Source organism: Nonomuraea sp. MG754425 (genome assembly GCF_021699195.1).
GTDB lineage: Bacteria > Actinomycetota > Actinomycetes > Streptosporangiales > Streptosporangiaceae > Nonomuraea.
The window spans coordinates 1-25206 of the sequence record NZ_SSXE01000144.1; the positions used below are offsets into that span (position 1 = coordinate 1).

General features: G+C 66.6%; 18 protein-coding genes. 8 read left to right on the plus strand and 10 right to left on the minus strand.

Features of this window, described 5'->3' with window-relative positions; all coding sequences use genetic code 11:
* Nucleotides 1-1659 precede the first annotated feature (1659 nt).
* Nucleotides 1660-2316 carry a DNA repair protein RadC gene (gene radC / locus FAF44_RS37655; RefSeq protein ID WP_237108139.1) on the minus strand — a complete coding sequence of 219 codons (657 nt, stop codon included), beginning with the start codon at nucleotides 2314-2316 and terminating at the stop codon, nucleotides 1660-1662.
* A gap of 763 nt (nucleotides 2317-3079) precedes the next feature.
* Here radC and FAF44_RS37660 point away from each other — a divergent pair.
* Together FAF44_RS37660 and FAF44_RS37665 are read left to right on the plus strand one after the other, a co-directional pair.
* Entirely contained in the window at nucleotides 3080-3331 is a 252-nt protein-coding gene (locus tag FAF44_RS37660) for a hypothetical protein (protein WP_237108140.1), read from the plus strand.
* A gap of 565 nt (nucleotides 3332-3896) precedes the next feature.
* Nucleotides 3897-4886, plus strand: a complete 990-nt coding sequence (locus FAF44_RS37665) for an NADP-dependent oxidoreductase (protein ID WP_237108141.1) — start codon at nucleotides 3897-3899, stop codon at nucleotides 4884-4886.
* 1285 nt (nucleotides 4887-6171) lie between these two features.
* Here FAF44_RS37665 and FAF44_RS37670 read toward each other — a convergent pair.
* Nucleotides 6172-6888: a GntR family transcriptional regulator gene (locus tag FAF44_RS37670; protein ID WP_237108142.1), complete on the minus strand. Its 717-nt coding sequence runs from the start codon at nucleotides 6886-6888 to the stop codon at nucleotides 6172-6174.
* A gap of 628 nt (nucleotides 6889-7516) precedes the next feature.
* Between FAF44_RS37670 and FAF44_RS37675 the strand changes: the two genes are divergently transcribed.
* The 3 genes from FAF44_RS37675 (at nucleotide 7517) to FAF44_RS37685 (ending at nucleotide 11197) form a co-directional block, all read left to right on the plus strand.
* A complete protein-coding gene (locus FAF44_RS37675; RefSeq protein ID WP_237108143.1) occupies nucleotides 7517-7960 on the plus strand; it encodes a GNAT family N-acetyltransferase in 444 nt (147 codons plus the stop codon).
* A gap of 579 nt (nucleotides 7961-8539) precedes the next feature.
* The gene (dapA, locus tag FAF44_RS37680) at nucleotides 8540-9457 is read left to right on the plus strand and encodes a 4-hydroxy-tetrahydrodipicolinate synthase (RefSeq protein WP_237108144.1); all 918 of its coding nucleotides are present in this window, start codon (nucleotides 8540-8542) and stop codon (nucleotides 9455-9457) included.
* A gap of 54 nt (nucleotides 9458-9511) precedes the next feature.
* Nucleotides 9512-11197 (plus strand): ribonuclease J, encoded by a 1686-nt coding sequence (locus tag FAF44_RS37685; protein WP_237108145.1) that lies wholly within the window; start codon nucleotides 9512-9514, stop codon nucleotides 11195-11197.
* Between the two features lie 124 nt (nucleotides 11198-11321).
* Here FAF44_RS37685 and FAF44_RS37690 read toward each other — a convergent pair whose 3' ends face one another.
* On the minus strand, nucleotides 11322-12101 hold the full coding sequence (locus FAF44_RS37690; RefSeq protein WP_237108146.1) for an ABC transporter permease subunit: 780 nt from the start codon (nucleotides 12099-12101) through the stop codon (nucleotides 11322-11324).
* On the minus strand, nucleotides 12101-12817 hold the full coding sequence (locus FAF44_RS37695) for an ABC transporter ATP-binding protein (RefSeq protein WP_237108147.1): 717 nt from the start codon (nucleotides 12815-12817) through the stop codon (nucleotides 12101-12103). The genes FAF44_RS37690 and FAF44_RS37695 overlap by 1 nt, the downstream gene beginning before the upstream one ends.
* 113 nt (nucleotides 12818-12930) lie before the next feature.
* Between FAF44_RS37695 and FAF44_RS37700 the strand changes: the two genes are divergently transcribed.
* Together FAF44_RS37700 and FAF44_RS37705 are read left to right on the plus strand one after the other, a co-directional pair.
* On the plus strand, nucleotides 12931-14364 hold the full coding sequence (locus FAF44_RS37700) for a sensor histidine kinase (RefSeq protein WP_237108148.1): 1434 nt from the start codon (nucleotides 12931-12933) through the stop codon (nucleotides 14362-14364).
* Nucleotides 14361-15002, plus strand: a complete 642-nt coding sequence (locus tag FAF44_RS37705; protein WP_237108149.1) for a response regulator transcription factor — start codon at nucleotides 14361-14363, stop codon at nucleotides 15000-15002. Before FAF44_RS37700 ends, FAF44_RS37705 begins: the two co-directional genes overlap by 4 nt.
* Before the next feature lie 54 nt (nucleotides 15003-15056).
* On the opposite strand, the gene FAF44_RS37710 is transcribed toward FAF44_RS37705, so the two are convergent.
* From FAF44_RS37710 to FAF44_RS37720, 3 genes are all read right to left on the minus strand, one after another.
* Nucleotides 15057-15554 carry a DUF402 domain-containing protein gene (locus tag FAF44_RS37710; RefSeq protein WP_237108150.1) on the minus strand — a complete coding sequence of 166 codons (498 nt, stop codon included), beginning with the start codon at nucleotides 15552-15554 and terminating at the stop codon, nucleotides 15057-15059.
* Nucleotides 15555-16232: 678 nt separating this feature from the next.
* The gene (locus FAF44_RS37715) at nucleotides 16233-17441 is read right to left on the minus strand and encodes a hypothetical protein (protein WP_237108151.1); all 1209 of its coding nucleotides are present in this window, start codon (nucleotides 17439-17441) and stop codon (nucleotides 16233-16235) included.
* Nucleotides 17442-18065: 624 nt separating this feature from the next.
* A complete protein-coding gene (locus FAF44_RS37720) occupies nucleotides 18066-19322 on the minus strand; it encodes a glucarate dehydratase family protein (protein ID WP_272895540.1) in 1257 nt (418 codons plus the stop codon).
* Between the two features lie 103 nt (nucleotides 19323-19425).
* Between FAF44_RS37720 and FAF44_RS37725 the strand changes: the two genes are divergently transcribed.
* The gene (locus FAF44_RS37725; protein WP_237108153.1) at nucleotides 19426-20895 is read left to right on the plus strand and encodes an aldehyde dehydrogenase (NADP(+)); all 1470 of its coding nucleotides are present in this window, start codon (nucleotides 19426-19428) and stop codon (nucleotides 20893-20895) included.
* Between the two features lie 1037 nt (nucleotides 20896-21932).
* On the opposite strand, the gene FAF44_RS37730 is transcribed toward FAF44_RS37725, so the two are convergent.
* The 3 genes from FAF44_RS37730 to FAF44_RS37740 all read right to left on the minus strand — a co-directional run bounded on the left by FAF44_RS37730 (nucleotide 21933) and on the right by FAF44_RS37740 (nucleotide 24549).
* A complete protein-coding gene (locus FAF44_RS37730; RefSeq protein WP_237108154.1) occupies nucleotides 21933-22841 on the minus strand; it encodes a 5-dehydro-4-deoxyglucarate dehydratase in 909 nt (302 codons plus the stop codon).
* A 12-nt stretch (nucleotides 22842-22853) separates the two neighbouring features.
* A complete protein-coding gene (locus tag FAF44_RS37735; RefSeq protein ID WP_237108155.1) occupies nucleotides 22854-23624 on the minus strand; it encodes an IclR family transcriptional regulator in 771 nt (256 codons plus the stop codon).
* Between the two features lie 64 nt (nucleotides 23625-23688).
* Complete coding sequence (locus tag FAF44_RS37740) at nucleotides 23689-24549, minus strand: carbohydrate ABC transporter permease (RefSeq protein ID WP_237108156.1); 861 nt, start codon at nucleotides 24547-24549, stop codon at nucleotides 23689-23691.
* Nucleotides 24550-25206 lie beyond the last annotated feature (657 nt).

Below are 25206 nucleotides of genomic sequence, written 5' to 3' on the forward strand. Positions count from 1 at the left end.
AACCCGTCTACCAGGGGTTTCGCCATGTCATCAGGCGAACGTCCACCTCGCGATCATGCTGTGATCATCAACCCACCGCAGGGGGATGAAAACGGCTCAGTGTGAGGCCCGGATGTGGGAATGCGCCGGCAGATTCGTCAGAGGGAAGGAAAACCTTGCTTTGGCGGGACCTGTGAAAAGCTCGCCAATCCTTACGTTTCGCACGCCAACCCCTCCACGCGCAGAATGTCCACATTCAACAAAGGCTGCATTCATCCGATTAACAGATGGTGTCACCCCAAGTGCCGCACTTCGCGCCCCAACTGACCGACGCCGAAGTGCCGACCTGACAGCGGCCGAGCCCAGCGTGCCCTTCAAGGCCCGCCGTGCGGCGCTACGGCCCCCGAGTATCTGTCTGGTGCTTTCCCTGCCTGCCTGGCCACTCCGGCCACAACAAACCGCCTACGCAAGGCCCTGCCCTGTTCAGACGGGTGATCCGCGCCCCGGCGCAGGACGCCGATGTGTGGACCGCCCCGGCGGGGCGACGTCCGTCCTCCTGTAGCCGCACCTCGCCTTGGCGAACATCTGCTCAAACCGATCCGCCGACTCATCGAGCCCGCCAACCGCCATCTTCAATGGACAACCCCCGGCACTCGTACCGGGTTGCGTCCACGGAAGTGGTGTACGAGCCTCGCCCGCGCTACTGGGGTGCCGTGCACGACCTGGCAGTCGCCCGAACCGTCCGGCCTGATTGGCGTGCAGAATTTCGTGGACAAGGGCTGTCGGCGCGCGGATGGCACGCTTCGGAAGCCGGGCAAAGGGCACGGGGCAGTGGGATGACAACCGTACTCACACCCCGCATCCGGTTTAACGGTGAATGTGCCGTCGTGACCTCGAAGGGATATAGAAGGTCTCGACCAAGCCGCGCTGCTGCCCGCGTCGAGTCGACCACGCTCGTGCAAGCGATCCTTGTGCTGCACTTCGTCGAAGTAGGCCGTTTTCGGGATAAAGGGCTTATTGCAAGCAACGTGCCAGTGTCCGCAAATATGTCCACCGAACACTGCGAGGCTTTCGGGCCATGCGACCCGTTTATGCGGAGGTTCGCGAAAAATGGTACGGCCATCGCGGTCCTTCGAAAACGCAGTTCGAAGGACATCGAACGCGATGGCCGCATACACCATTGTGACGTCGGAGCACCGATCGGTGAAGGGGTTCCTGACCGGTGACTCCGACTTTTGGCGCAACCCCTCGGTGAAGATCATCGAGGAGCCAGGTTGCCGCCGGACGGGTGTCGCCTCCCGCCCGGCGGCAAGGTGCGGCCGGCTACCCCGTTCGCGCCATAGCCACCGCTTATGCGAACCGGACATCGCTGGCGATGACGCGACCGGGCCCATCGTTGCCGACGCGCCTTGTGCTCGCGTGATCCCGTGTGACGCGCCTGCCCAAGCCTCTCGGAATGAGGCATGGGCTTCACCCGGGACCAGCGCGAGACCATGATGTGGTCCCTGCTGGGAGGGCATGGGACCGCACCATGACGAGTATTGGCCGGCTGACGTCCGTAACGGCCTACCCGCGCGATTAGGTTCTCATGGTCATCCCTTGGAAAACTGCTGTTCGGCGCTATAAGGGGGATGATGCCCTTTGTGGGTCGCTGAGTTCATAGTCCGCGGTGGAATAGATTTACAGGGGAATCCGCCTCCAGGACTCGTCCGCGATGATCAGGTGATCGAGAAGACGCAATTCGACTGTCTGCGCGGCTTCGAGAAGCTTGGCGGTGGCCTCCAGGTCCTCCGGGCTGGGGTCGAGCGACCCGCCGGGGTGGTTGTGGGCAAGCCCGAACATCGCCCCGCCCGAGGTGAGCACCTCGGTGATCACCTCGCGTATGGGCATCGCGGTGTGATCGCTGCCGCCCTCGGTGAGCACCGCCCGTTTCAGGATTCGCCCACGGGTGTCGCACACCACCACGACCAGCCGTTCCTGCTTCCGGTCGCGCAGCAGCGGAGCGCACGCGTGAGCCAGATCGGACGTGCTGGTGATGCGTTCGCGCTCCGGCCACGACTCCGCCCGGCGCGCGAGGTGAAAGGCCGCGGTCACGCGTGCGGCCTTGGCGGGACCGATGCCACGCATGGTGAGTAACCGGTGCGGGTCGGAACGGCCGAGGCCATCGAGATCTCCACAGTGCTCGATCACCTGTGTGGCCAGGTCGAGGGCGCTCGCCCCACGAAACCCCGAGCCCAGCAGCACGGCCAGCAGTTCGCGGTCCGCCAGCGCGGCCGCACCGTTGGACATGAGCCGTTCGCGCGGCCGGTCGCGTTCGGACAGGTCTTTGACTCGCATCGGCAACCTCCGCACCTGTTCTATCAACGCGCACCGACAATCTCTGACCTGCGCATTCCCGCGAAATCTTGCCCCTTTCCGCGGCTGTATGAGGCTTTCGGGAGACGGTTCTCACTATGCGAACGTTGTAGTCGGTCGGCTTGCCGGTAGCCCGCTGAGCAGTTCCCTCCACGAGGCCGTTCCAGCGGCACCCAGGTGATGATGGAGCCACCGCTCAGCGTCCAGCCGATCTTCCCGACTGCGCGCCCCCGACCCCGCGCGTGTTGTCGGTGCCGTACCCGTTCATCGACGCGCGTCCAGTGAGTGGCCGGCCATGCCGATGCGCCGGGGGCGATGAGGTCGGAACCCGCCCCGCGCCTTCCGTCGCGATGCTCGTGCGACCACACCACACCCGCCCGGCCCTCCGTCACGACGCTCTTCAGCTAGGTTCCAGCGATTAGTCGGATGCGCCTGGCCCGGCCAGCACCTGAGGTCTGCGCGGGTGATGGCGTGCCAGTCGCCGAGGACCTGACATACCGGCCAGGGGGCGTTCCGGTGCACTGTCCTGGTTCACCCGCGCCGATCCCGTTTCGCGCTCGCAACCCGGTGACAGATCACATCCCGGGGGAGAAACACGTCGAGGTCTGGGGGAAAGAATCACACCCGGCCGCAGACGGTTGCGCAGGAGCCCGTCGGCGTGTGTGCCACTGTGCTCATCGACAGGCCCCGGTGCCATCGTTCCGGCGCGGGATCTCCCGTTTTCGCTTGGTAAAGGCAGGCGTGCGTGAACCTAGAAACCCAGATCCTGGACCTGATGCTGCGCATCCGGGCACTCGAGACCAGCGACCGACTGGGCGCTGAGGTCACTGCGATCGGTATCGTCCTGGCGCTGACCGAACTCGCCGAGATCCGCACCGAAATCAGAGAGGACCTCGCGGCCCTGAGCGATGAACTCGCCGCCCTCCGACGGCACATGAACGATCACCTCGCCGCCCTCCGCTCCGAAATGCTGCACCGACTCGGCACCCTCCGGTAGGAAACCGGCGGCAGCGCACCTCAGGAGCAGGCAACGACCTGGCCTGAGCCCTTCACCATGTACGGGGATCTCAGGCCAGATCGGATCTGAACCACGGGCAGGGTGCCACGAGGCGTGGTCGCACACAGAGGAATGCAGGTTCGCGTTTCCTGCTTCGACTCACGGGACGGAGCGCGGGCCTGGGACTTCACGGGCTCGCCCGGCACCGGAGGCCTCGTGGAGCGGTGTGATTCCTCGCCTGCTCAGCCTCACGCGCGCCCAGGTGGGCTATGCCCGACGCCGTCCACAACCCGCCCTGGGCTTGGCGTCTCTTCCAATATTTACCTAGACGCCCATTTTGGGCCCATATCTCCCGGACGGTCGTCCAGCGCATAGCGGTCGTCGCGTATCTCGCACCCGAACGCGCATCCGTCGGTGGAGACAATTCCCGCCCGGCGTCCAGTTCGATACACATCAGCACACTTGTGACTCGCCCTCCCTGGCGTTCCTCGGCACCATGGTCAGCCAGACAGCATGCCTGGAATGAGACACATCGTCTCTCGAAAGGACGATCATGAGAGCTCTTGTGGCCAAGCAGTACGGTCCACCGCACCTCCTCGCCCTCGAAGACCTCCCCATCCCAGACCCAGGTCCCGGTCGCCTTCAGGTCCGTGTCCGGGCAGCCGCGCTCAACCCGGCCGATCTACTGATGATGGACGGAACGGTCCGTGACCTCGTTCCTCTGGACTTCCCCTACATTCCCGGTACCGACTTCTCCGGCACGGTGACCGCGCTGGGGAAAGACGTGGAGACGTTCGAGGTGGGGGAGGAGGTGTTCGGCTTCGGCGCGCCGCCGTCATTTGCGGCAGGCGTCGGCATTCCGGCCATCACGTCAGGTGCGATGGCCGAGTATGCGGTGTTCGCGGCAGGTGACTTCCTCGCGCGACGGCCAGACGGTCTCAGCGCCGAAACGGCGGCGGCGCTGCCCAGCACGGGCATGACGGGGCTTGCTGTGATCGAGGAAGGACAGTTCCAACCGGGCGAAAAGGTGCTGGTCATCGGCGCCGGTGGGGGAATCGGCAGCGTGGTCGTCCCCCTGCTGGCGGACCGCGTCGACGTCATCGCGACCGCTTCGTACGAGGACGAGCAGTACGTCCGCGATCTCGGAGCCGGCGAAGTGATCGACTACCTCGAAGCCGACACCGTCGACGAGTGCCTGCGCCGCGTTCCCGGAGGCGTTGACGTGATCATCAACCTCGCGCTCAAGGGCGATCCGCTGATCGAGGCCGCCAGGGCGATCAAGCCCGGCGGGCGCCTGCTCAGCACCACTCCTGGCACGCCGGCGCCCTCTGCGTTCGGTCGCGACGATCTCGCGGTGAGCGTGGTGATGGGGACACTGAAGCTCACGAAGAACACCCTTCCGGCCATCGCCACCCATGCACTCAGGGGGACGCTGCCCGATCCCGTCACTCGTCGTTATCGCCTCAGCGAGGCTGCCCTGGCATATCAGGACTTCGCCCACACGCACAGTCGCGGCAAGGTGGTCGTCACGATGTCGGACGAGCCTGCTCCGTGACGCGCGGCGGATGGTTTCACCTCGGCAACCCTGGCCTGCCGCCCTTCAGCCGCCATCCTTCTTGGCCGGCCTCCCGCCGACCAGTCGAACTGCGAGCAATTTCCTGACCGAGTAACTCCGACGGGCGAGGAATCCCATCGTTCTGCGGGACGCCACCGCACGACATGCAGCCCTCCGCGGGGCACGTCATCCGAAACTGCGAGGGTACCGTCCCATCGGTCGCCGGATCCGACATGCGATCGGAACGCCCAGCCGTCGATCACGCAGCTACCCCCACTCCATGGGATGTGGGGAAATCGACTCCGTTCCAGAGTTGTCCACGAATGCGGCTGGTCGCCTTCGAAGAAGGATGCGCGTCTTCCACGGCACAGGACGTTGTCCAGTACCGCGCGGCAGCGCAGTCGATCTTGGTGCGGGGCGTTCGCGCTGGATGGTCCCTCTGGAGGCAGCGGTGGGTAAGGAGGCGCTGGTGCCGCAGGTGTTGCGAGGCAAGCTCCGTGCTCTGTCACGACATGGCGCTGGGTGTGACGTGATGACCCTGCGGCATACGTGTCTCCGAACACGCCTGGGCTGAGGCACCAACAGCGCGAGAGGGCGAGGCGAGCGCCCAGGTCCGTGTCGCTGAACCCGCTTTGGGAGAGGCACCCCACGCTAAACCCGCAGACGGACAAGGACGATGTCCCGCATCCGGCATCTGTTTCGGCTTTTTCGGTCTGGTGCAGGTAGGTGACATACGACGTGATTAATCCCCATCAGCCGGTGAGGCGCTCTCCCCGCGGCGCCGCCTCAGATGGGTGACGGAGGCGCTGCGAGGTGGGCCTGCGGGGTGGATGTGTGTCCTCAGACTCAGCTCAGCGGCGCGCACCGAGCATCTCCCGTCTGCTGCCGCGAAGTCGGCCCGTAAGTCGCAGACCTGACGGGGAGCGCCGGCGAGCTGGTCGTACAGGTGCAGCGCCACGAGGGCTGTGAGAGAGGCTGAGGTCCGGGTCGTCTTCATTCGTGCTGCTCCGCCGGTCCGCGTGCGCCCTGTCGAGCTTCGCGCGGCCCGGTTGGGCGACGACATGGTTCCACCGCTGTAGTGCTTGGCGTATGGCGGATATGGCCCAGAAGCGCATCCCCTGCCATCGCGGGGAACAGCATCAACCTCCGTCGCTGTGCAGGGCGGAGCCAGTCCGGATACATGCGCCAGCCTTCCTGGACCAGCCTTTCATCGGCGAACAGCACATGCGGATCAGGCCAGGAAAAGGCCCCGGGCGAGTTGTCCCCCCGCCCGGAGCAGCCCGTCCTAGACAGGCATGCTGTACATGATCCGGAACCGATCGCCTGGGATGACGATGTCGCTGGTCTCCACTGGGCGATCGCCGGCCCAATGGGTACGTTCCACGTGCAGGACGTGCACGCCCGCCGCCAGATCCAGCGCATCACTCTCCGCCGGGCGAGGGATGCGAGTATGTATGCTTTCGACGACTTCTGTGATCTTGATGCCGTATGCGTACATTCGCGCTACCAGGCTCCGCCGCTCCTCCTCGGTATGAGGGGTGAACTCCCGTAGCTCATAAGACGTGGAGAGCTGGAGTGGTCTCCCCTCTGCGCGGAAGATGTAATGAGTTTTGGTGAGTATGGCGGTTTCGGGCAAACGCAACCGTCTGGCGACGTCCGGGCCCGCTTCGGTGGGCTCGCTGTGCCAATCCCATGTAACTCGCCTGCCTTGAGATTGCAGGTCAGCGGCGAACGGAGCCGGGTGATCAAGGAAACGCCATCGGTAGAGCGGTGTTAGATCGGGGCGTTCCCTGACGTAGTGTCCCGAGCCCACGCGGCCGATGATGAGACCCTCGCCCGCGAGCACGCGTAGTGCGTGGCGGGCGGCGGTCTCGCCGACCTGATACTTGCGGGTCAGCTGCGCCCGTGAGGGGATGGGCGCGCCGGGGGGAAGGGTGCCGTCGGTGATCTGTCGCCGGATGTCTTCGACGACACGCAGGTAGACCGGATCTGAGGTGGCCACTAGTCCATCCCTGGGGGTTCGTGTGAGGCGTTGCCCCATGTTGCCGTATTCGGCAGGTAACCGACCGTCATCGATGACTGCTGGAGCCCCAACTTTGCGATGGCGGAAAATTATCGGAGAAACCTTGTAACGCCGATGTAAGGACTGGCGATTCTCCGGTAGAGGTCGTCGATGTGTGTACCCCCGAGCACATATCGGCGACCTCTTCCATGTCCCCCTCCTGATGCCGTGACGTCGGACGACCATGAACGCCCTGGTCGGACGCGGGTCCGTGGCAACCCGAGGGTCTTTCGCTCCCGGATCGCGAGATCCCGCGATTCTGCCTGCCTCGCATCGTGCCCTCCAACCGTGCGCTTCACGCCCCGAAAGATCTTCCGGGTACAACGAGCACGCCTGGCCTCAGGAACGACTCGTGTGGCGACTGCCCGTGACCAACGGCGGGCTCCAGGCCGCCGAGCGCAAAGTGGTCATTTGGTATCACGGGTCAGTGGTCATGCCTCGGGCGGCCACTTCGCCGTAAGTTGTGCCATCGAACCCTGGTCATTGCCCACCAGGCCAGATGGCTGATTCTTGGCACAAGATAAGACCTGTGCTGTTTCGTACTGGGCAGCATCACCATGAGGACGACATGATCGAGATCGGCAAGCTTCTCCCCTCCGACCGGGACGCCTGGGAGGGCTTGTTCCGCGCGTACATCGCCTTCTACGAGCGCGTCGAACCGGGCTCGATGTACGACCGAGCGTGGCACGAGTTCATGGCGGACACCCGCTTGCACGCCCTCGGGGCGAGGCTGGACGGCCGGCTCGTCGGCATCACCCACTTCCTGACCCACGGCAGCACCTCCGCGCCCGACACGGACTTCTGCTACCTGCAAGATCTCTTCACCGGTCCGGACGTCCGGGGCAAAGGCGTGGGCCGCGCGCTCATCGCGGCCGTCGCCGACTGGGCACGGGACCACGGCTGCTCTCGTGTGTACTGGAGCACCCACGAGTCAAACAGCACTGCACGGTACCTGTACGACAAAGTCGCTGAGAACCGCGGCTTCATCCGGTATCAGATTGAACTGTCCTAAGAGTTCCCAGCGACGAGCCTGGCGTCGTTGATGACCAAGCCCATCTTGTCGGCAGCCGCCGGGCCCGTCATGCCTGCCTTCGCGGTGTCGTGGGGGAGCGACCGCATCTCCCTCGGCCGGATGGCTGGAAAGGTAGCCGAGTGCGATGGGTTGGTAACGGAGGGCGTTGGCGGTCTTGGCAAGACCGGAGCGGCGCATCACGGCGGTCAGCGTGCGGAGCAGGGCCAGGCGTCCAAGCGGAGCCGTCGAGGGCTGCCGAGTGGATCTTGACGCAGTCGCCGGGCCGGCCGATTCGGCCCCAGGCGCCCGTTGCCTCGGGTGCATGTTGATGGTGTGACCTGGGTGAGAATGGACTCGGCCGTCTCTTCGGCGGGACAAGGCTTCTCCGGAGCCTGCCAAGCTTGCCTCCGTCGGCCATCGTCGGCTGCATCGACTTGATGCGCTGGGTCCGCGCAAGTCGATCGCGGTAGTGAGGCTTGGCAGCAGGATCCTGGGGAAAGTGGGGAAAAAGCGGTTCCAGGCAGGCGAAGCGGGGTGGCGGCGTCCGATGGTTTTCCGAATCCAGGTAGCGTTCGCACTATGGCATCGCCAACTGGAACCGCCGACGCACCCTTCGGCCGTATGCTGACCGCGATGGTCACGCCGTTCAGTTCCGACGGCGAGGTCGATTATGTGGCTGTGCGCCGTCTTGCCACCTATCTGGTGGACGAACAGCACAATGACGGACTGATCGTCAATGGGACGACCGGGGAGTCGCCCACCACCTCGGACGAGGAGAAGCAGCGCATTGTCAGCGCCGTCCTCGATGCGGTCGGTGACCGCGCGACTGTGGTGGCCGGTGCAGGCACGAACGACACTCGCCACAGTGTCGAGCTCGCGAAGCAGGCGGCACGTGCCGGTGCCCACGGTCTTCTGGTGGTGACGCCGTACTACAGCAAGCCTCCGCAGGAGGGGTTGTTCCAGCACTTCACTGCCGTCGCCGACGCAACCGACCTCCCGGTGATGCTGTATGACATCCCCGGACGTAGCGGAGTGCCCATCAAGACCGAGACCCTGCTGCGCCTGGCGCAGCACGAGCGCATCGTGGCGGTGAAGGACGCCAAGGGCGACCTGTTCGCCGCCAGCCAGGTGATGGCCGCGAGCGATCTCGCCTTCTACTCCGGTGATGATCTGCTCAATTTGGCCTGGCTGTCTCTTGGTGCGGCTGGGTTCGTCAGTGTGGTCGGACATGTGGTGGGTGCTGAGCTGGGACGCATGATTCACCTGCACAAGAAGGGCGATGTCGCCGAGGCCCTGGCCGTACACAGCCAGGTGGCCCCCGTGGTTGACGGGATCATGCTGCGTGCGGGTGGCGCGATCATGGCAAAGGCGGCGCTGAGCATGGTGGGGGTGCCGGCTGGTCCGGTACGGCTGCCGCTCGTGGACGCCACAGAGAAGCAAATCGCCGAGCTGCGCGCTTGCCTGGTAGCCGGCGGGGTGAAGTTGACAGACGCATAGGAACGGGGAGGAACCGGGAGTTTTGAGAACAAGATCTGACCGTGGGGGCCAGGTATGAGCCATCCGCATCCTGAGCTTGGCCCCCCGCCGACGCTGCCTGACGGCGGCCTGCGCATCGTCGCACTCGGCGGGTTGGGGGAAATCGGCAGGAACATGGCCGTCTTCGAATATGACGGTCGCCTGCTGGTCGTCGACTGTGGGGTTTTGTTCCCCGAGCCTGACCAGCCGGGTGTCGATCTCATCCTGCCTGACTTCGAATACATCAGGGACCGGCTCGACGACGTCGAAGCCGTGGTGCTGACACACGCTCACGAGGACCACATCGGGGCGGTGCCGTACCTTCTGCGCGAGCGGCGCGATATCCCGCTCATCGGCTCCAAGCTCACACTGGCCTTGATCGAGGCCAAGCTGACCGAGCACAGGATCCAGCCGAGCAAGATCGAGGTCATCGAGGGCGAACGGCACGTATTCGGGCCATTTGACTGCGAGTTCCTCGCAGTCAACCACTCCATCCCCGACGCACTGGCCGTCGCCATCCGGACGCCCGCCGGCATCGTGCTGCACACGGGTGACTTCCGGATGGACCAGTTGCCGAGCGATGGACGCCTCACCGACCTCGGCGGCTTCGCCAGGCTCGGCACCGAGGGCGTCGACCTGCTGATGTCCGACTCCACCAACGCCGAGGTGCCGGGATTCGTCACCAGCGAGCGGGAGATCGGTCCGGTCATCGACGACGTGATCCGGACCTCCGAGCAGCGCGTCATCGTGGCCAGCTTCGCCTCGCACGTCCATCGCATTCAGCAGGTGATGGACGCCGCCGCCAGGCATGGACGAAAGGTGGCCCTGGTCGGCCGGTCCATGGTGCGGAACATGGGAGTGGCCCGCGATCTCGGCTACCTCAAGGTTCCGCCGGAGCTGCTCGTCGACTCGCGCGATATCGAGGAATGGCCGCCGGAGGACGTGGTGCTGATCTGCACCGGCTCCCAGGGCGAGCCCATGGCGGCACTGTCGAGGATGGCGAACCGCGATCATCCGATCCGGATCGCCGACGGCGACACCGTGCTGCTGGCCTCCTCGTTGGTGCCGGGCAACGAGACCGCGGTCAACAAGGTCATCAACGGGCTGACCAGGTGGGGCGCCAGGGTCGTGCACAAGGGCAACGCCAAGGTGCACGTCTCGGGGCACGCGGCGGCCGGCGAACTGCTGTACGTGCTCAACCTGACGCGCCCGTCGAACTTCATGCCCGTACACGGCGAATGGCGTCACCTCCGCGCCCATGCCAAGCTGGCCGCCCTCACCGGCGTGCCCGACGACCACATCGTGATCGCCGAAGACGGCGTCGTGGTGGACCTGGTCGACGGACGCGCGCGGATCGTCGGCGCGGTTCATGCCGGGTACGTCTACGTCGACGGCTCGTCGGTGGGTGAGATCACCGACACCTCGCTGAAGGATCGCAGGATCCTCGGGGACGAGGGATTCATCTCCGTGGTCATCGTGGTCGACTCGAACACGGGCAAGCTCACCGCCGGACCCGAGATCCACGCCAGGGGATCCGGCATTGACCCGGCCCAGTTCGAGGAGTTCATTCCACAGATCGAACGGGCCCTCGCGGAAAAGGCCGCGGACGGTGTGGTCGACATGCAGGAGATCCGCCGCGTCGTACGCCGCACGGTGGGGCGCTGGGTCAGCGACACCTACCGGCGCCGGCCGATGATCATCCCCGTGGTGCTCGAGGTCTGAGCCTCTGGACGGTACGGCAGGTGGCTCACCTGCCGTACCTGGGAGAGAGTTCCGTCGCCCTGACGGCTGCCTCCTGCCTGGCAGGTGAGGATGCTCGAAGGGCGACTCCGGTCGTGTTCGCATGTCAGGCGTCCCTTCGGCATAGCAGCCAGGAGGCGATCGTCAAGGGGACGGTCGCGTACGCGACCATGACGACGGCGGCCACGGGTGGTGACAACGACGAGCCGTACACCGAAGTGGCGATGATGTCGCCGGTGATCTGACGGGGCAAGGCGCCGATCATCAGCGAGCCGAGGCGTTCGCTCCACGGCTCCGGGATCTTGTCGATGATCATGGGAAGCCCGTACACGAGGGCGACGATGACGGCCGTTGCGCCCGCCGCAGATCTCAGGAGCGCGCCAAGTCCCACACCGAGCAGCGCGAACACCAGGACTGTCAGGCTGAGCGAGACCAGGAGCGGTACTCGGTCTCCGACAGCGGTGGCGTACGCGCCGGAGAAACGGTCACCCAGCGCGCCACGGGCCGCGAAGTAGGTGCCGAAGACGGCCAGCACACCGACGAACAAGCCCAAGCTGCCGACGACCATGGACTTGGCGGCGAGAACGGGCCAGCGGCGTGGGACGAGAGCCAGACTTGTCCTGATCATGCCTGTGGTGTATTCGGAAGTCATGGCCAAGGTGCCGAGAACCCCCATGCAGAGCTGAGGGATGATCGCGAACGCTTCCTCCAGATCCGCGATCCGGGCGCGCGCCTGCTGCGTGGGGGGAGCGGCGTCGTACATGCCGGCCGCCGATGCGGCGAGTGCGAGGCCCAGCAGGACAGTGCTTAGGCCGATCCCGAGTATCAGATAGGTCGAACGGACCGATCGGAGCTTCAGCCATTCAGACGCGAGGACCGCCTTCATCACGCGGCTCCGTATTCAAGGCTGCCTGAGGTCAGGGCCATGTACGCGTCTTCGAGAGAACGATGGCGCGCGGTCAGCTCCGCGACGGTGGCTTCGGTGATGAGCCTTCCACGGCCGATGATGACGATGCGTTCGGCGGTGAGGGCCATCGCACTCATGAGATGGCTGGAGAGCAGGATCGTCCGGCCCTCGGCGGCCAGCGAGCGCAAGAGGTCGCGGATCCAGCGCACTCCGTCTGGGTCGAGTCCGTTGACCGGCTCGTCGAACATCAGCACTCCTGGATTCCCGAGCAGCGCGGAGGCTATGCCGAGGCGCTGTTTCATGCCCAGCGAGATTCCGCCCACCCGCTTGCGCGCCACGCTCGCCAGCCCGACCTGCTCGAGCACCTGCACGACGCGCTTGAGGCCGATGCCGTTGGCGCGGGCCATGCAGAGCAGGTGGTTGTAGGCGCTGCGCCCGCCGTGCACGGCGCTCGCGTCAAGAAGCGCTCCGACCTCGCGCAACGGCTTCCGGAACGAGGTGTATCGTCGGCCGTTGACCAGAGCCTGGCCTGAGGTCGGCGCGTCGAGGCCGAGGATCAGGCGCATCGTGGTGGATTTCCCTGCACCGTTGGGGCCGAGGAACCCGGTCACATGACCGGGTGCGACCGCGAAGGACAGATCGTCCACAGCGAGTGTGCCGCCGTAGCGCTTGGTGAGGTGCTGGAGTTCGATCACGCCGTAAAGGATGCGGGGTGGCGGGTCGCCGGCGCGTCGGACCACGGTTCGAACTTCAAGGTCAGACCCCGGGTTGACGTGCGGAGGCAGCCTTACCGGCTACGGTTCAACGCGTGAACGACACGCACCCCTTCTTCGCCCGGCGCATGAGCCCTCGTCGACTGGTCATGCTCGACGCGGCGGCGGGTGTGTGCTCGGCCTTCATCTTCTTCACCGTAACGGTCCATGCCGTGGCGCTTCCGCCATGGATGCGCATCGCCCTGCCTCTCGGCCTGGGGCTGCCGCTGGTCCTGCGCAGGCGGTGGCCACTGCCCGTCCTCAGTTTCACCCTGCTGCTGGCCCTCTTCGCCGCGCTGGCCGGCACGTCGGGGCTCGTGTATCTCGCGCCCGCGTACGTCCTGTACATCGTCGCCCTGTCCGACAGGGCCGGGCCGGCGATCCCGACCTCGGCCATCGGGATGCTGAGCCTGATCACCATCGTGGGCATGACAGTGGCGGGAACGCCGCGTGACCGGGCTCCCGAATGGCTCCTGCACCTCGACCAGCCGCTCATGGGCATCGCGGCGCTGGGCGGAGCATGGACGATCGGCCGGGCCGTCAGAGAACGCAGGTCCTATGCGGCGCGCGACGCCGAGCGGCTGGCGGCACAGGCAGTGACGGACGAGCGGTTGAGGATCGCTCGTGAGCTACATGACGTGGTGACACACAGCGTAGGGCTGATCGCGGTCAAAGCCGGAGTCGCCAACCACGTGATGGCGACCAAACCGGAAGAAGCGCATGACGCTCTGCGTGTGATCGAGACAGCCAGTAGGAGCGCGCTGGTGGAGATGCGCCACCTGCTCGGTGTGCTGAGGTCCACAACGGTGCCCGAGCGCGTGCCCATGCCAGGCCTGGCCGACATCCCCGAGCTGGTGGGGCAGGCCCGGCTGTCCGGGGTGGAGGTGGAGCTCGATCTCCGCGTCGGGACTGGGGATGAGGAGAAGACCGATGCAGCGCGACGGGACGGGACGGTGCAGTCGCTGGGAGGCATATCGGGGCAAGGCGGAGCAGTGCGGCAGGGCGAAGCATCGCCGGCAGCGGGAGCGTCGCAAGAGGTCGTGATGTCGCAGGCGCCTGCGAAGACGGGAGAAGAGGCGGCGTCGCAGGTGGGTGTGGCCCACGAGGGAGAGTCGACGGTGCGTATGGGCATCGCTTGGGGCGAGAGCGAGGGAGAGTCGAGAGGACCGGAGACGGAAGCGTGGGCGCGGTTGCCTGATGGCGTGGGGTTGGCGGTTTATCGCATCGTTCAGGAGGCGCTCACCAATGTGACCAAGCACGCTGCGCCGGCTCGTTGTCGAGTGTCCGTGGTCGCTGACGGTCAGGAGGTACGGATCGAGGTGGTCGATGATGGGCCCGGTAAGCGTACGTTGCCTGGGCAGGGTGCTGGGCATGGCCTGATCGGCATGCGGGAGCGGGTCATGATGTACGGGGGCGTGTTCGAAGCGGGGAGGCTGCCTGGGCGAGGGTTTCAGGTGTTCGCGAAGGTGCCGTACGAGGAGGTTTTGTGATCCGAGTGGTCATCGCCGACGATCAGGCGTTGCTCCGGGGGAGTTTCAAAGTACTGGTCGACTCCGAGCCTGATCTGGCGGTGGTGGGAGAGGCGGCGACAGGGGCCGAGGCGGTTGACGTCGTGATGGAGACGCGGCCGGATGTGGTGCTTATGGACGTGAGAATGCCAGATATGGATGGGATCGAGGCTACTCGCCACATCAAAGACGTTACTCGGGTGCTTGTGGTTACGATGTTCGACCTTGACTCCTATGTTTATGACGCGCTCCGGGCCGGAGCGAGTGGATTCTTACTGAAGGACACGCCGCCTGCGGATTTGCTCACTGCTGTACGAGTGGTGGCCGGCGGAGAAGCCCTACTGGCGCCCACGGTCACCCGCAGATTGATTGAGGAGTTCACTCGTACTCCTGTTTCGCCTCAAGTGAAAGGGCTGGAGGGTGTTACCGATCGGGAGCGGGAAGTATTGACGCTTATCGCACGAGGGCTGTCCAACGGTGAGATCGCAGGACATCTGCAGGTGAGCCTGGCTACTGTCAAGACACACATCACCCGGTTGCTGGCCAAGTTGGAGGCTCGGGATCGGGCGCAGCTTGTGATCGCGGCATATGAGAGTGGACTGGTGTCGGCCGCTATGTGACGGCTATAAATCGAATTTCGGTAGCTGGATTTTGTGGTAGTGTATGCGATGAGTTCAGAAAGTCTTTGCGAGCCATTCCAAGTGTGCGCCGCCGAACGGTCCTTTTCGTTCGCCTACTGCATCGAGCAGCCAATGCGCGGCTTCTTCTGCTTTTCTGATTAACTCGGGTGGATAGTTCAACTGGATCTGGTGTTCTGCGAATTCGTCTTCGTCATCCAGGATCAGTCGTCCGTCTCTCATGCGGATCACGTCGAGATCGAGGTCGAGCATGGTGACCTCACCGTCCTTCCATTCCGGGATGGTGGTGACGTCGACATAGATCTCGCTTTTGTGGGGCGGTGTGTTGAAGGATGCGGTCCACCAGGCGCTTCGTGGGAACAGCATGATCGCGGTTGACTCCCACGTGACAGGCGGGCCGTCGCCCTTACGAGCCACGGTTCCACCTGGGACTTCGGCCCAGACACCGTGTTCGTCCTCGCCCAGGAGCCGGGCGGAATGGTTCCAGTGCAAGGCGCCGCTGTACTTACGAAAGACGATTCGTACATCAGTCATATGAGTAAGCCTGTCCGTGCCGGATGGTCCTCACACGCGGAAATTTGGGGTTGGTGGGAGGTTCGGGGTTGGGGGCGAGGCATCCAAGAGGCGGCTACAGGGTGGCGACAGCGTTTTGGCAGGGAGGGCCGATGTGCTGTTGCTGCGGTGACGCTCCGCGGAGATGTAGATTCTCGCCTGCTCGGCGCTGACCGTATAGATGGGGATGCACGACATGAGCGTCGATCCACTACTCGGCGGGACGACACCCTTGTGGCTTGGGCGGACCGGCATTCTGCGTTCGGGCTCGAGGTGGGCGTCCGGCTCGGTTCTGTGCCGATCGGCCTCAGATGAGGGCGTAGCGGATCGGACAGATGCTCCAGGCTGCCTGCGAACGTCGTTGGCGTCCGTTCCCGGCTCACCCTCCGGGTCGAGGCTCGCCAGTTGCGGTGGATCACGTTCTGCGTTGCCTTCCTGGATGGGCAGGGCTGAGCGAACGAGAGACTGCGGGGCTCCACCTGATCTTCGTTGTGGGTTGCGCACTTGGGCAAGCAAGGCGGGTGAGCAGTTGCGTGGTTCTGCGGGCGATCGCCTGGGGTGGGGTCGGGAGATGCGTAAAGGTGCCGCCACCGAGTGACGTGGCGGCACGGTCTGGAGCTACGGCTGTCCCGATCTACGGCGGTCTGGGCCGGGAGCGCGTCAGGTGTGGAGGCGTAGCGCTCTGGCGAGGGCCGCCAAGCGTGGAGGGGAGGCCAGGCCGGCGTGGTACAGGTGGAACTCCGAAGCACCAGCCTTGGCGTACGTCCTGAGCTGGTCGGCCAGGACTTCCGGGTCGGCGGGGCGGGGCGGCAGGGCCAGGACGTAGGCGCCGACTCGCTGGCCTGGCGTGGCGAGTTCCTTGAGACGGGCCAGGCGGGTGGCGTCCGTGGCGGGGTCGCCCCAGCAGTTGGCCACGAGGACGTCAGCATCAGGCTCGCCCGACGGGAGCGGGGCGAAGGCGCCCGTGGCCCAGGGGTCCGGATTGGCGTGCAGAGTGATGGGGACGTCGGCGGCGGTGCTTCTCGCAGCGGCGATCAGGCGCTGGCGGAGGGTCGTGGACAGAGCGACGCGGACGGCACGTACCTCGTCGGCGAGTTGGCCGAGGGCTTCCTCGGGGGTGGCGGGACCGTTGAAGGAGCTGGTGTCGGCCGGCGTGTGGGAGGTGGGTTTCGGCGTGGTGGCGTTGCTGGGTGAGGTGCGGTCGATGGCGGCGCGGACGGTGGCTCTAGTCGGCTCGGGGTACCTGGGCGCGCAGCTCGTGCAGAAACACAGGGAGAGAAGGTCGCTGTCCGTCGAGGTCCAGTCCGCGCCGGACGTCTTCTCGTGGATGCTCTGGTGGCCGAAGCCCATGGGACCGCAGGCTTCCAGGATCAACCCGTCAGGCTCGGCTACCTCGAGGATCTCTCGGACGAGGCGCTCGCAGTACTCGATGACGTCCTCGTGGGCCGGGCACAGAGCGTACGGGTACGGGTCGCCGAAGGCGTTACGTACGACCAGGTCGGGGTGGGTGGCGCCGAGGTGTGAGTTGTGGGTGAGGACGGTCCAGGCGTGCACCTGGAGGCCGGCCGCCTTGAGGGCGTCTCTGGCCTGGAGGTAGGCATCGGCAGGGGTCCACGTGGGGGTCGCTGGGACCAGACGAGACCAGGACGACGGGCGGACCGGGAGGTAGAGCGCCGGGTATGACACATCCAGTACGCGGTGAGCGGGATGGTACGGCGTGGCTGCCCTCGTTGAGTGGTAGCTGGCTGCCAGGGCGACGGTTCGCACGCCGAGGTCTGCCAGGCGGCCGGGGGCTGATGGGTCTCCGACCACGTCCCAGGGGTAGAGGTAGGCGACGTTCATCAACGGGCTCTCCTTGCCGACGGTCATCAGTGGGTTTCTTCGCCGGTATTCACCGACTGGTTCTGGCGCTGACGTTCAGCAGCCAGTCTCCTCGCTGTTGATCGTCCACGACTTGGTGGGGGTGGGGTTTGTGGGCCGAAGGTGTTTCTGGCTAGCCCTATGGGGGTGGGGTCTGGTGTGACGTTCGTATGGGCCCTTTGTCTGCTTGGCGTCGGGGAGCGATGGGTGAATGCGATGGTCGTTATGCGTGCGTGGTTTCAGGGCTGGGCGCGCGTCGGCGGGGTGTCTGGCCACCCTGATGGTGGGGCCATGTCTGCCCGGCTGCGTCCGGCTGATGGCAGGCACCGCTATGGGTGTGCGGCTGGGAGGCGGTGCTCCCGCAAAGGACGTGGCGCGGCGCGTGTTGGCGTGGAAGTGCGGGGGAGCGGCGGTACGCCCCGCGGGTGGAGCGCGGGTGCGTGGCGACGTGGTGGGTTCCCGGCGCTGGGTTGGAGGGGCGCAGGTTTCGTGGGGTGAGGTGGGTTTGCGGTGGAGTGCTGGGTGGTGCGTGCAAGGCGGAGGAGCGTCCCGGGGGAGTGGAGGATCCGTCAGACGGCGCAACTGGTCATGGGGTGGCTGCGCGGCCGGTGGTCGGCGACTGCTGGGCGTGGGTCACCAGCGGGGTCTCTTGGCGGAGAAGGACGGGTCGAAGCGTCGCAGGTACGACGTGTCGTCGCGGGCGCGGATCCCGCACTTCTCGTACTGCTCGCTCATCACCGCCAGCGCGTCCCGGTCCAGGTCCACGCCCAGGCCGGGGGCGGTGGGCACAGGGACGGCGCCGTTCACGAAGCGGAGGGCGCCCGGCGCTACGACGTCCTGGCCGTTCTGCCAGGGGGTGTGGGTGTCGCAGGCGAAGGTGAGGTTCGGAGTGGCGGCGGCCAGATGGGTCATGGCGGCCAGGCTGATGCCGAGATGGGAGTTGGAGTGCATGGACATCGCCAGGCCGAAGGCGTCGCACATCGCGGCGATGTGCGACGAACGCACGAGGCCGCCCCAATAGTGGTGGTCCAGCAGGAGTACGCCGATGGCTCGGGAGGTCATCGCGGGCGGGAAGTGTTCTGGGGTGACCACGCACATGTTCGTGGCGAGAGGCATGGGGACGGACGCCGCCACCTCCGCCATGCCGTCGATGCCTGGCGTCGGGTCCTCCAGGTACTGCAGGACGCCTTCGAGTTCCCGGCCCACGCGGATCGAGGTGGTCACCGACCAGGCGGCGTTCGGGTCGAGCCGGAGCGGTACGTCCGGGAACGCCTCGTGCAGGGCGCGGATCGCGGCGATCTCCCGGTCGGGCGGGAAGACGCCGCCCTTGAGCTTGATGGACTCGAAGCCGTACTCGCTGATCAGCAGTTTCGTCTGCTCGACGATGCCGGCCTCGTCGAGCGCGGCGCCGAACCGGTCCGGCTCCTCGCCCGGGTGGCCCGCCCACTTGTAGAAGAGGTAGGCGCTGTACGGCACCGCGTCCCTGACCGTGCCGCCCAGGAGGTCCGAGACCGGGACGCCTGCCGCCTTGCCCCGAATGTCGAGGCAAGCCACCTCGAAGGGGGAGAAGACACGGTCGACGCTCTTCTCCTTGGTGGCGGCGCCGGTGAGGCCGTGCAGGTCCTTCACCGTTCCGCCGATGATCGCGGAGATCCGGGCGTACATCGTGTTCAGGGCGTGGACGTCGAGGCCGATCAGGGCCTGCGCGCATTCGCGTACCTTGCCGAGGTGTTCGAGGTCGCCGTACGTCTCGCCCAACCCGGTCAGACCTTGATCAGTGATGACCTCGACAATGGTACGGAGAGCCCAGGGCTCGTGGACTCCGGCGGCGTTCAGGAGAGGCGGATCCCGGAAAGCGACAGGTGTTACGCGGATCTGTCTGATGATCATCGCACGCCGTCCATGTATGTGAACGCTGGCCAGATTTGTGGACAAGTTGCCGCAACTGTAAGAATCAGGTTGAAGAAGTGTCAAGACTCCGAAGGGCCATTCGATGATCTACGGACACGACCCCAGGACCGGCGGGACCGTGGGCGCTGCCCTGCCCGAGACCGACACCGCCGGGGTCGACTTGATCGTTTCCGCTGCGGCTGCCGCCGGCACCGCCTGGCGGGCGACCCCGGCCGCCGAGCGGGCCGTCGCGCTGGAGGCCGTTGCCGATGCGCTGAGCGCGCACGTGGACGAGCTGTGGCAGCTCGCCGACCAGGAGACCGCGCTCGGCGAGGTACGGCTGCGCGGCGAGGTCGCGCGCGCGGCGGGGCAGTTCAGGCTCTTCGCCGAGGTGATCAGGGACGGCGGTTACCTGGAAGCCATCATCGATCACGCTGACCCTTCGCTCGCACCGCCCAGGCCGGACGTGCGCCGGATGAAGCACGCCCTGGAGGGAGTCGTGGCCGTGTTCGCGGCCAGCAACTTCCCGTTCGCGTTCTCGGTGGCCGGGGGCGACACCGCTTCCGCGCTCGCCGCAGGCTGCCCCGTGGTCGTCAAGGCTCACCCCGGTCACCCGAACACGTCCGAGCGGGTGGCGAAGATCGTGCGGGAGGCGCTGCCGTATCCGGACCTGCTCGGGCTCGTCCAGGGCATGCAGGCGGGCGTCGATCTCGTGCAGCACCCGGGCGTGGTGGCGGCCGGGTTCACCGGGTCCGTGGCCGGCGGCAAGGCCATCCAGAAGCTGATCGACGAGCGCGAGGCGCCGATCCCGTTCTACGGCGAGCTCGGCAGCGTCAACCCCGTGGTGGTGCTGCCGTCGGCGCCGGTCATGGAGGTCGCCACCGGGTTCGCCGCGTCCCTGACGCTCGGAGTCGGGCAGTTCTGCACGAACCCCGGGCTCATGTTCGTGCCCGAAGGTGACGAACTGCGCAAGGCGCTCGTGGAGGCCGTCGAAGGAAGCACCGGTGGGCCCATGCTCGCCGAGCGGATCAGGGACGGCTACCTCGGAGGCGTTGAGCGGCTGGGTGAGCTGCGGCTGCTGGCCGAGGGCAAGCCTGGGGAGGGCGGTTACGCGGTCACGCCCAAGGTGTTCACCGCCGACCTCGACACGTTCGCCGAGAAGCTGCCGGAGATCGGCGAGGAATGCTTCGGGCCGGCGTCGATCGTTGTGACGTATCGGGAGATCTCGGACCTGCGGCCGGTGCTCGAGCGGCTCGAAGGGTCGCTGACCGCGACCATCCACAGCACCGAACCGGCGGAGGCCGGGGAGGTCGCCGAGGTGCTGGGCCAGCGGGCTGGGCGACTCATCTGGAACGGGTGGCCGACCGGGGTGGCCGTGTGCTGGGCCATGCATCACGGTGGTCCCTGGCCGTCCGCGACCACGACCTACACCTCGGTGGGTGCCACGGCGATCGGACGGTGGGTGGCGCCCAGGGCGTACCAGGACTGGCCGGAGACGCTCCTGCCGGACGAGCTCAAGGACGGGAACCCGCTGTCCATCCCCAGGAGGGTGGATGGCCGGCTCCAGGCGTAAGTGAGTGATCGAACGACTGAATGATCTGTTGATCGATGGTTTGCCGGGTTGCCGGCCTGGTGATGGCGGCAGGGATGATCGACCTGCCGTGCGCCAGGTCGGTGCGACCGATGCTGGCTGGCGCGGGGGTGGCGGCGGTCGGCGGGCGTGGCCGGTGTCGGTCAGGCTGAGGGCGGTGGGCTGCGCGCGTGTGTAGTCGGCGCTGGTCGGGACGAGAGCGGCGGGCGCAGTTCGTCCGGGCCGGTGACGACTGGACGAGGACAGCGGTGGCAGCCGGTGCGAGCCGGGGTGGGCGCGAGCGGCGTCGCCGGGTGTCGCCGGTGCTGGCTGGAAGGTGCCGGCTGCGATAGGTGCAGTGGCGTCATCGTGCGTGGCTCGATGCTGGTTGGGACGGCTGTGGTGGGTTCGGTTGGCGTGGGCCGATGCCGGTTGGGGTAAGCGCGGTGGTGCTGGCGGGTGTCGCCGGTGCCGGTGGGTTGAGGCCGGTCGGCGTGGGCCGACGTTGGCTGGGGCGAGCGCAGTGGTGTCGGCGGGTGTCGCCGGTGCCGGTGGGTTGAAGCCGGTCGGCGTGGCTGGTGCTGGCCGGGGTGGTGCGGTGGTGTCCGCACATGAGGCTCGGTGCTGGTTGGTCGAGGGGTGGCCTCGGCTTGTGTGGGGTGGTGTTGGCTGAGCAGAGTGCGGTGAGCTCGGCCGGTGTCGGTTGGGTTGAGGCACGCTGGTGTGCGCCGGTGCTGGTCGGGTTGGTGTAGTGGGTTCGGTACGTGCCAGGTAAGCCGGTGCCAGTTGAGATGGGCGGTGACGGCCTCGGGTGGTGTGGGTCCGTGCCGGTCGGGTTGAGGTGGGGGCCCGGCGGGGCGTGGGTCGGTGCCGGTCGGGCTCAGGGCCCAGTGGTCAGGCTCAGGCGTCGGGCTCAGGACTCAGGACTCAGGACTCAGGACTCAGGACTCAGGACTCAGGGGCCAGGACGCAGAAGGCCAGGACGCAGAAGGCCAGGGCTCAGGGGCCAGGGGTCAGAGGCCAAGGGTCAAGGGTCAGGGTCAGGTGGTGGCGGTTTCCAGGCCGGTGTTGATCAAGTGTTGCAGTCTCCGCAGGTGATCGGGCGTGGGGTCTGTCAGAGGGATTCGTACGCCGCCCACGTCCAACCCCCGCATCCGGACGCCGGCCTTGACGAGTGAGACCGCGTAACCGGGAACGAGGTCGCGCAACTCGACCAGCGGCAGGTAGAAGCGGGTGAGCAGGCGTTGGGCCAGGACCTCGTCCCCGCCGGTCACCGCCTTGTGGAAGGCGAGCGAGATTTCGGGAGCGAAGGCGAAGACGGCGCTGGAGTACAGGTTGACGCCGATGCCCCGGTAGGCGGGGACGGTCAGTTCGGCGGTGGGGAGGCCGTTGAAGAACGTGAAGTCCTTGTCCGTCGCGCGGCGCACGGTGAGGATGATGCGCTGGAGCAGGTCGAAGTCGCCCAAGCCGTCCTTGAAACCGACAATGTTGGGGACCTGCGTGGCGAGTTCGGCCACCGCTTCGGGGGTGAAGCGGGCGGTGCCGCGCTGGTAGATGACGACGGGCAGGTCGCCGGCCGCCGCCACCTCGCGGACGTACCCGACCAGGCCGGAGGTGGGGCCGGTGACGAGGTAGGGAGGCATGAGCAGCAGGCCGTCGGCGCCGTTGGCGGCTGCGGCGCGGGCGAGGGTTCTGGCGGTCGGCAACGGGCCGCCCGCTCCCGCGAAGACCGGGACTCGGCCGGCGGTGGCGGTGACCGCCGTCGCCACCACGCGGGTGTACTCCGCGAGGTCGAGGGCGTGGAACTCACCGGTGCCGCAGGCGGCGAACACGCCTCCCGCCTCGGCCGCGACCCCCTCGGCGACGTGGCGGGAGAGGGCGGGTTCGGCGAGGGAGCCATCGGGGCCGAAGGGGGTGACCGGGAAGAAGAGAACGCCGTCCAGCCGCATCAAGGGTCCTTTCTAGCGGATGCCCTCCCTGCGGAGGGTGGCAGCCAGCTTTCGGGTGTGTTTGATCACCGCTTCGGTGATCGGCTCGACCTCACCCGGCGGGAGGGCCGCCGGCATCGAGCAACTGATCGCGTCCGTGGCCGGGATGCGGTAGTCGACCGCGACGGCCACGCAGGCGACGCCCCGCGTGCCCTGCTCCCGTTCGTACGACCAGCCTCTGGTGCGTACCTGGTCGAGCTCTCCTGTCAGCTTGACCTGGTCGACGATCGTGTGTTCGGTCAACAAGCTCAGCGGCTCCGGCAGCAGCGCCACCACCTCGTCGTCGGTGAGCTGCGCGAGCAGCACCTGCCCGAGTGCCGTGACGTGCGCGGGCAGCCGCCGGCCCACCCTGGGGATGATGTGGTCGGCCTCGCGTGACTCCCTGGTCGCCAGGTAGAGGACGTGTCCGCCGTCGCGGCGGGCGAAGTGCACGGTGTGCCCGATCTCGTCCCGTAGGTCCTCCAGGCAGTCCTGGGCGAAGGGGAGCGCGGGGTCCTTGTCGAGGTACGCCGTGCCGGTCAGCAGCGCGTGCGGCCCGATGCCGAACGAGGACCTGGCCGAGTCGGTCTCCACCCAGTTGAGCTCGACCAGCGTGCGCATGAGAGCGTGCAGGCTGCTGCGGGGGAAGCCGGTCCGTTGCTGGAGCTCCGACAGGGTTAGATGATCGTGTGACTCGGCGAGCGTCTCCAGGATGCGTACGGTCCGCTCCGCGGACTTGACCAGCGGGGGCTGCTCCATGCTCATCCCATCTCGTGTCCTTGGCGGCTAAAGATCCAGGATATTGGATGGCGTCCAGATACGTGGACACTCAACCCTTGACCGCGCCGCTCGTCAGACCGCGCATGAACTGCCGCTGGAACGCCAGGAACGCGATGATCGAGGGCAGCAGCGCCAGCAGCGAGGCCGCCAGCAGGACGCCGATGCCGACCTCCTCGTCCGAGCGGAGTGAGCGCAGCGCGATGGGCAGGGTCCACATGTCCGACTCCGGGGCGACGATCAAGGGGAGCAGGTACTGGTCCCAGATCATGGTGAAGCCGAACACCCCGATCACGCCGAGTGCCGGGCGGCACAGGGGCAGGATGATCGTGGCGAAGATGCGCAACTCGCCGGCTCCGTCGATGCGGGCGGCCTCCTCCAGCTCGACCGGCACCTCCTTCATGAACTCCGTCATGACGAGGATCGAGAAGCCCCAGGCCCCGACCGGAAGGATCATGCCGGCGTACGTGCCGATGAGGTTGAGGTGGAGCACCGGGAGGTCGGCCAGCACGAGGGAGAGAGGGATCGCGATGATCTCCTCGGGCAGCATCATCGTGGTGAGCATGAGCAGCATCACGAACGTCATGCCGCGGAACTTCTTGCGGGCCAGCGAGTAGGCCGCGAAGACGCTCACCAGCACCTGCAGGAGCAGGCCGAAGCCCACGACGATGAAGGAGTTGAGGAGGTAGAGGTAGACGTTCTTGTCCTGGGCCTGGATGAAGTTCTCGAGCGTGAACTCGTCCGGCCAGAGGGAGAAGGACGTGGGGTCCAGGGTCTTGTTGAAGGCGCTCATCAGCAGGCCGACCAGTGGGCCGGTGAAGACGATCACCATGAGGCTGTAAATGATGATTTTTCCGGCTGTCGCCAGGGGGCCGCGTCGTGATTCCAGGCCCAGGGCGCTGTCGAACCTCATGACGCCTGCCTCCCGTGCGCCGTGGCGTTGCCGGTGGGTGATGGACATCCGCGGCCCGTCGGCCATCCGCCGATGCGGTGGCCGACTCCCGAACCTGGCTCGGCGACCGCCTTCGTCCGGCGCGCGGCCTTGGTGCCAGGCGAGGTGACGGCACCGGTCCCCAAAGGTGGGGTGGTGATGCGCGTCTCTGGGGGCCGGGTGCGGGGCGTTGCGGTGGTGCGGGTGCCCGGGGGCGGTGCGGTGCGGCCCTGGCTCCTCGGGCATGGCACGAGGGGTGCCGTGGCGGCACGGGACGCGGAAGCCGTCACGCCGAGGTGACGGACGGGGACGGCAGGCCCATGATGTCCCGCGCCGGATGCGGCATCGGCACCGGGCCGGGTGGCCGTGCTGGGTGGAGTAACGGCGCGGGTTGACCTTGCAGCACCGGCCGGGCTGATGGCTCGGGGACGGGCGGCCGCGTCGGCCGGGGCGACGACGCGGATAGGCCTGACAGTGCCGGTTGAGGTGGTGGTTCGGGGCTGGGTGGCCGTGTATGGCGGGGTGATGGCGCGGGTTGATGTGGCGGTGCTGGCCGGGTTGCTGGCTCCGGGCCGGGTGGCCGTGCTGGGTGGGGTGATGGCGCGGGTTGATGTGGCGGTGCTGGCCGGGTTGCTGGCT

Excerpts from the sequence above, each read along its gene's own strand:
- radC (WP_237108139.1), bottom strand. The coding sequence starts at position 2,316 with ATGCGAGTCAAAGACCTGTCCGAACGCGACCGGCCGCGCGAACGGCTC.
- FAF44_RS37675 (WP_237108143.1), top strand. The coding sequence starts at position 7,517 with ATGATCGAGATCGGCAAGCTTCTCCCCTCCGACCGGGACGCCTGGGAG.
- dapA (WP_237108144.1), top strand. The coding sequence starts at position 8,540 with ATGGCATCGCCAACTGGAACCGCCGACGCACCCTTCGGCCGTATGCTG.
- FAF44_RS37685 (WP_237108145.1), top strand. The coding sequence starts at position 9,512 with ATGAGCCATCCGCATCCTGAGCTTGGCCCCCCGCCGACGCTGCCTGAC.
- FAF44_RS37690 (WP_237108146.1), bottom strand. The coding sequence starts at position 12,101 with ATGAAGGCGGTCCTCGCGTCTGAATGGCTGAAGCTCCGATCGGTCCGT.
- FAF44_RS37710 (WP_237108150.1), bottom strand. The coding sequence starts at position 15,554 with ATGACTGATGTACGAATCGTCTTTCGTAAGTACAGCGGCGCCTTGCAC.
- FAF44_RS37715 (WP_237108151.1), bottom strand. The coding sequence starts at position 17,441 with ATGACCGTCGGCAAGGAGAGCCCGTTGATGAACGTCGCCTACCTCTAC.
- FAF44_RS37720 (WP_272895540.1), bottom strand. The coding sequence starts at position 19,322 with ATGATCATCAGACAGATCCGCGTAACACCTGTCGCTTTCCGGGATCCG.
- FAF44_RS37725 (WP_237108153.1), top strand. The coding sequence starts at position 19,426 with ATGATCTACGGACACGACCCCAGGACCGGCGGGACCGTGGGCGCTGCC.
- FAF44_RS37730 (WP_237108154.1), bottom strand. The coding sequence starts at position 22,841 with ATGCGGCTGGACGGCGTTCTCTTCTTCCCGGTCACCCCCTTCGGCCCC.
- FAF44_RS37735 (WP_237108155.1), bottom strand. The coding sequence starts at position 23,624 with ATGAGCATGGAGCAGCCCCCGCTGGTCAAGTCCGCGGAGCGGACCGTA.
- FAF44_RS37740 (WP_237108156.1), bottom strand. The coding sequence starts at position 24,549 with ATGAGGTTCGACAGCGCCCTGGGCCTGGAATCACGACGCGGCCCCCTG.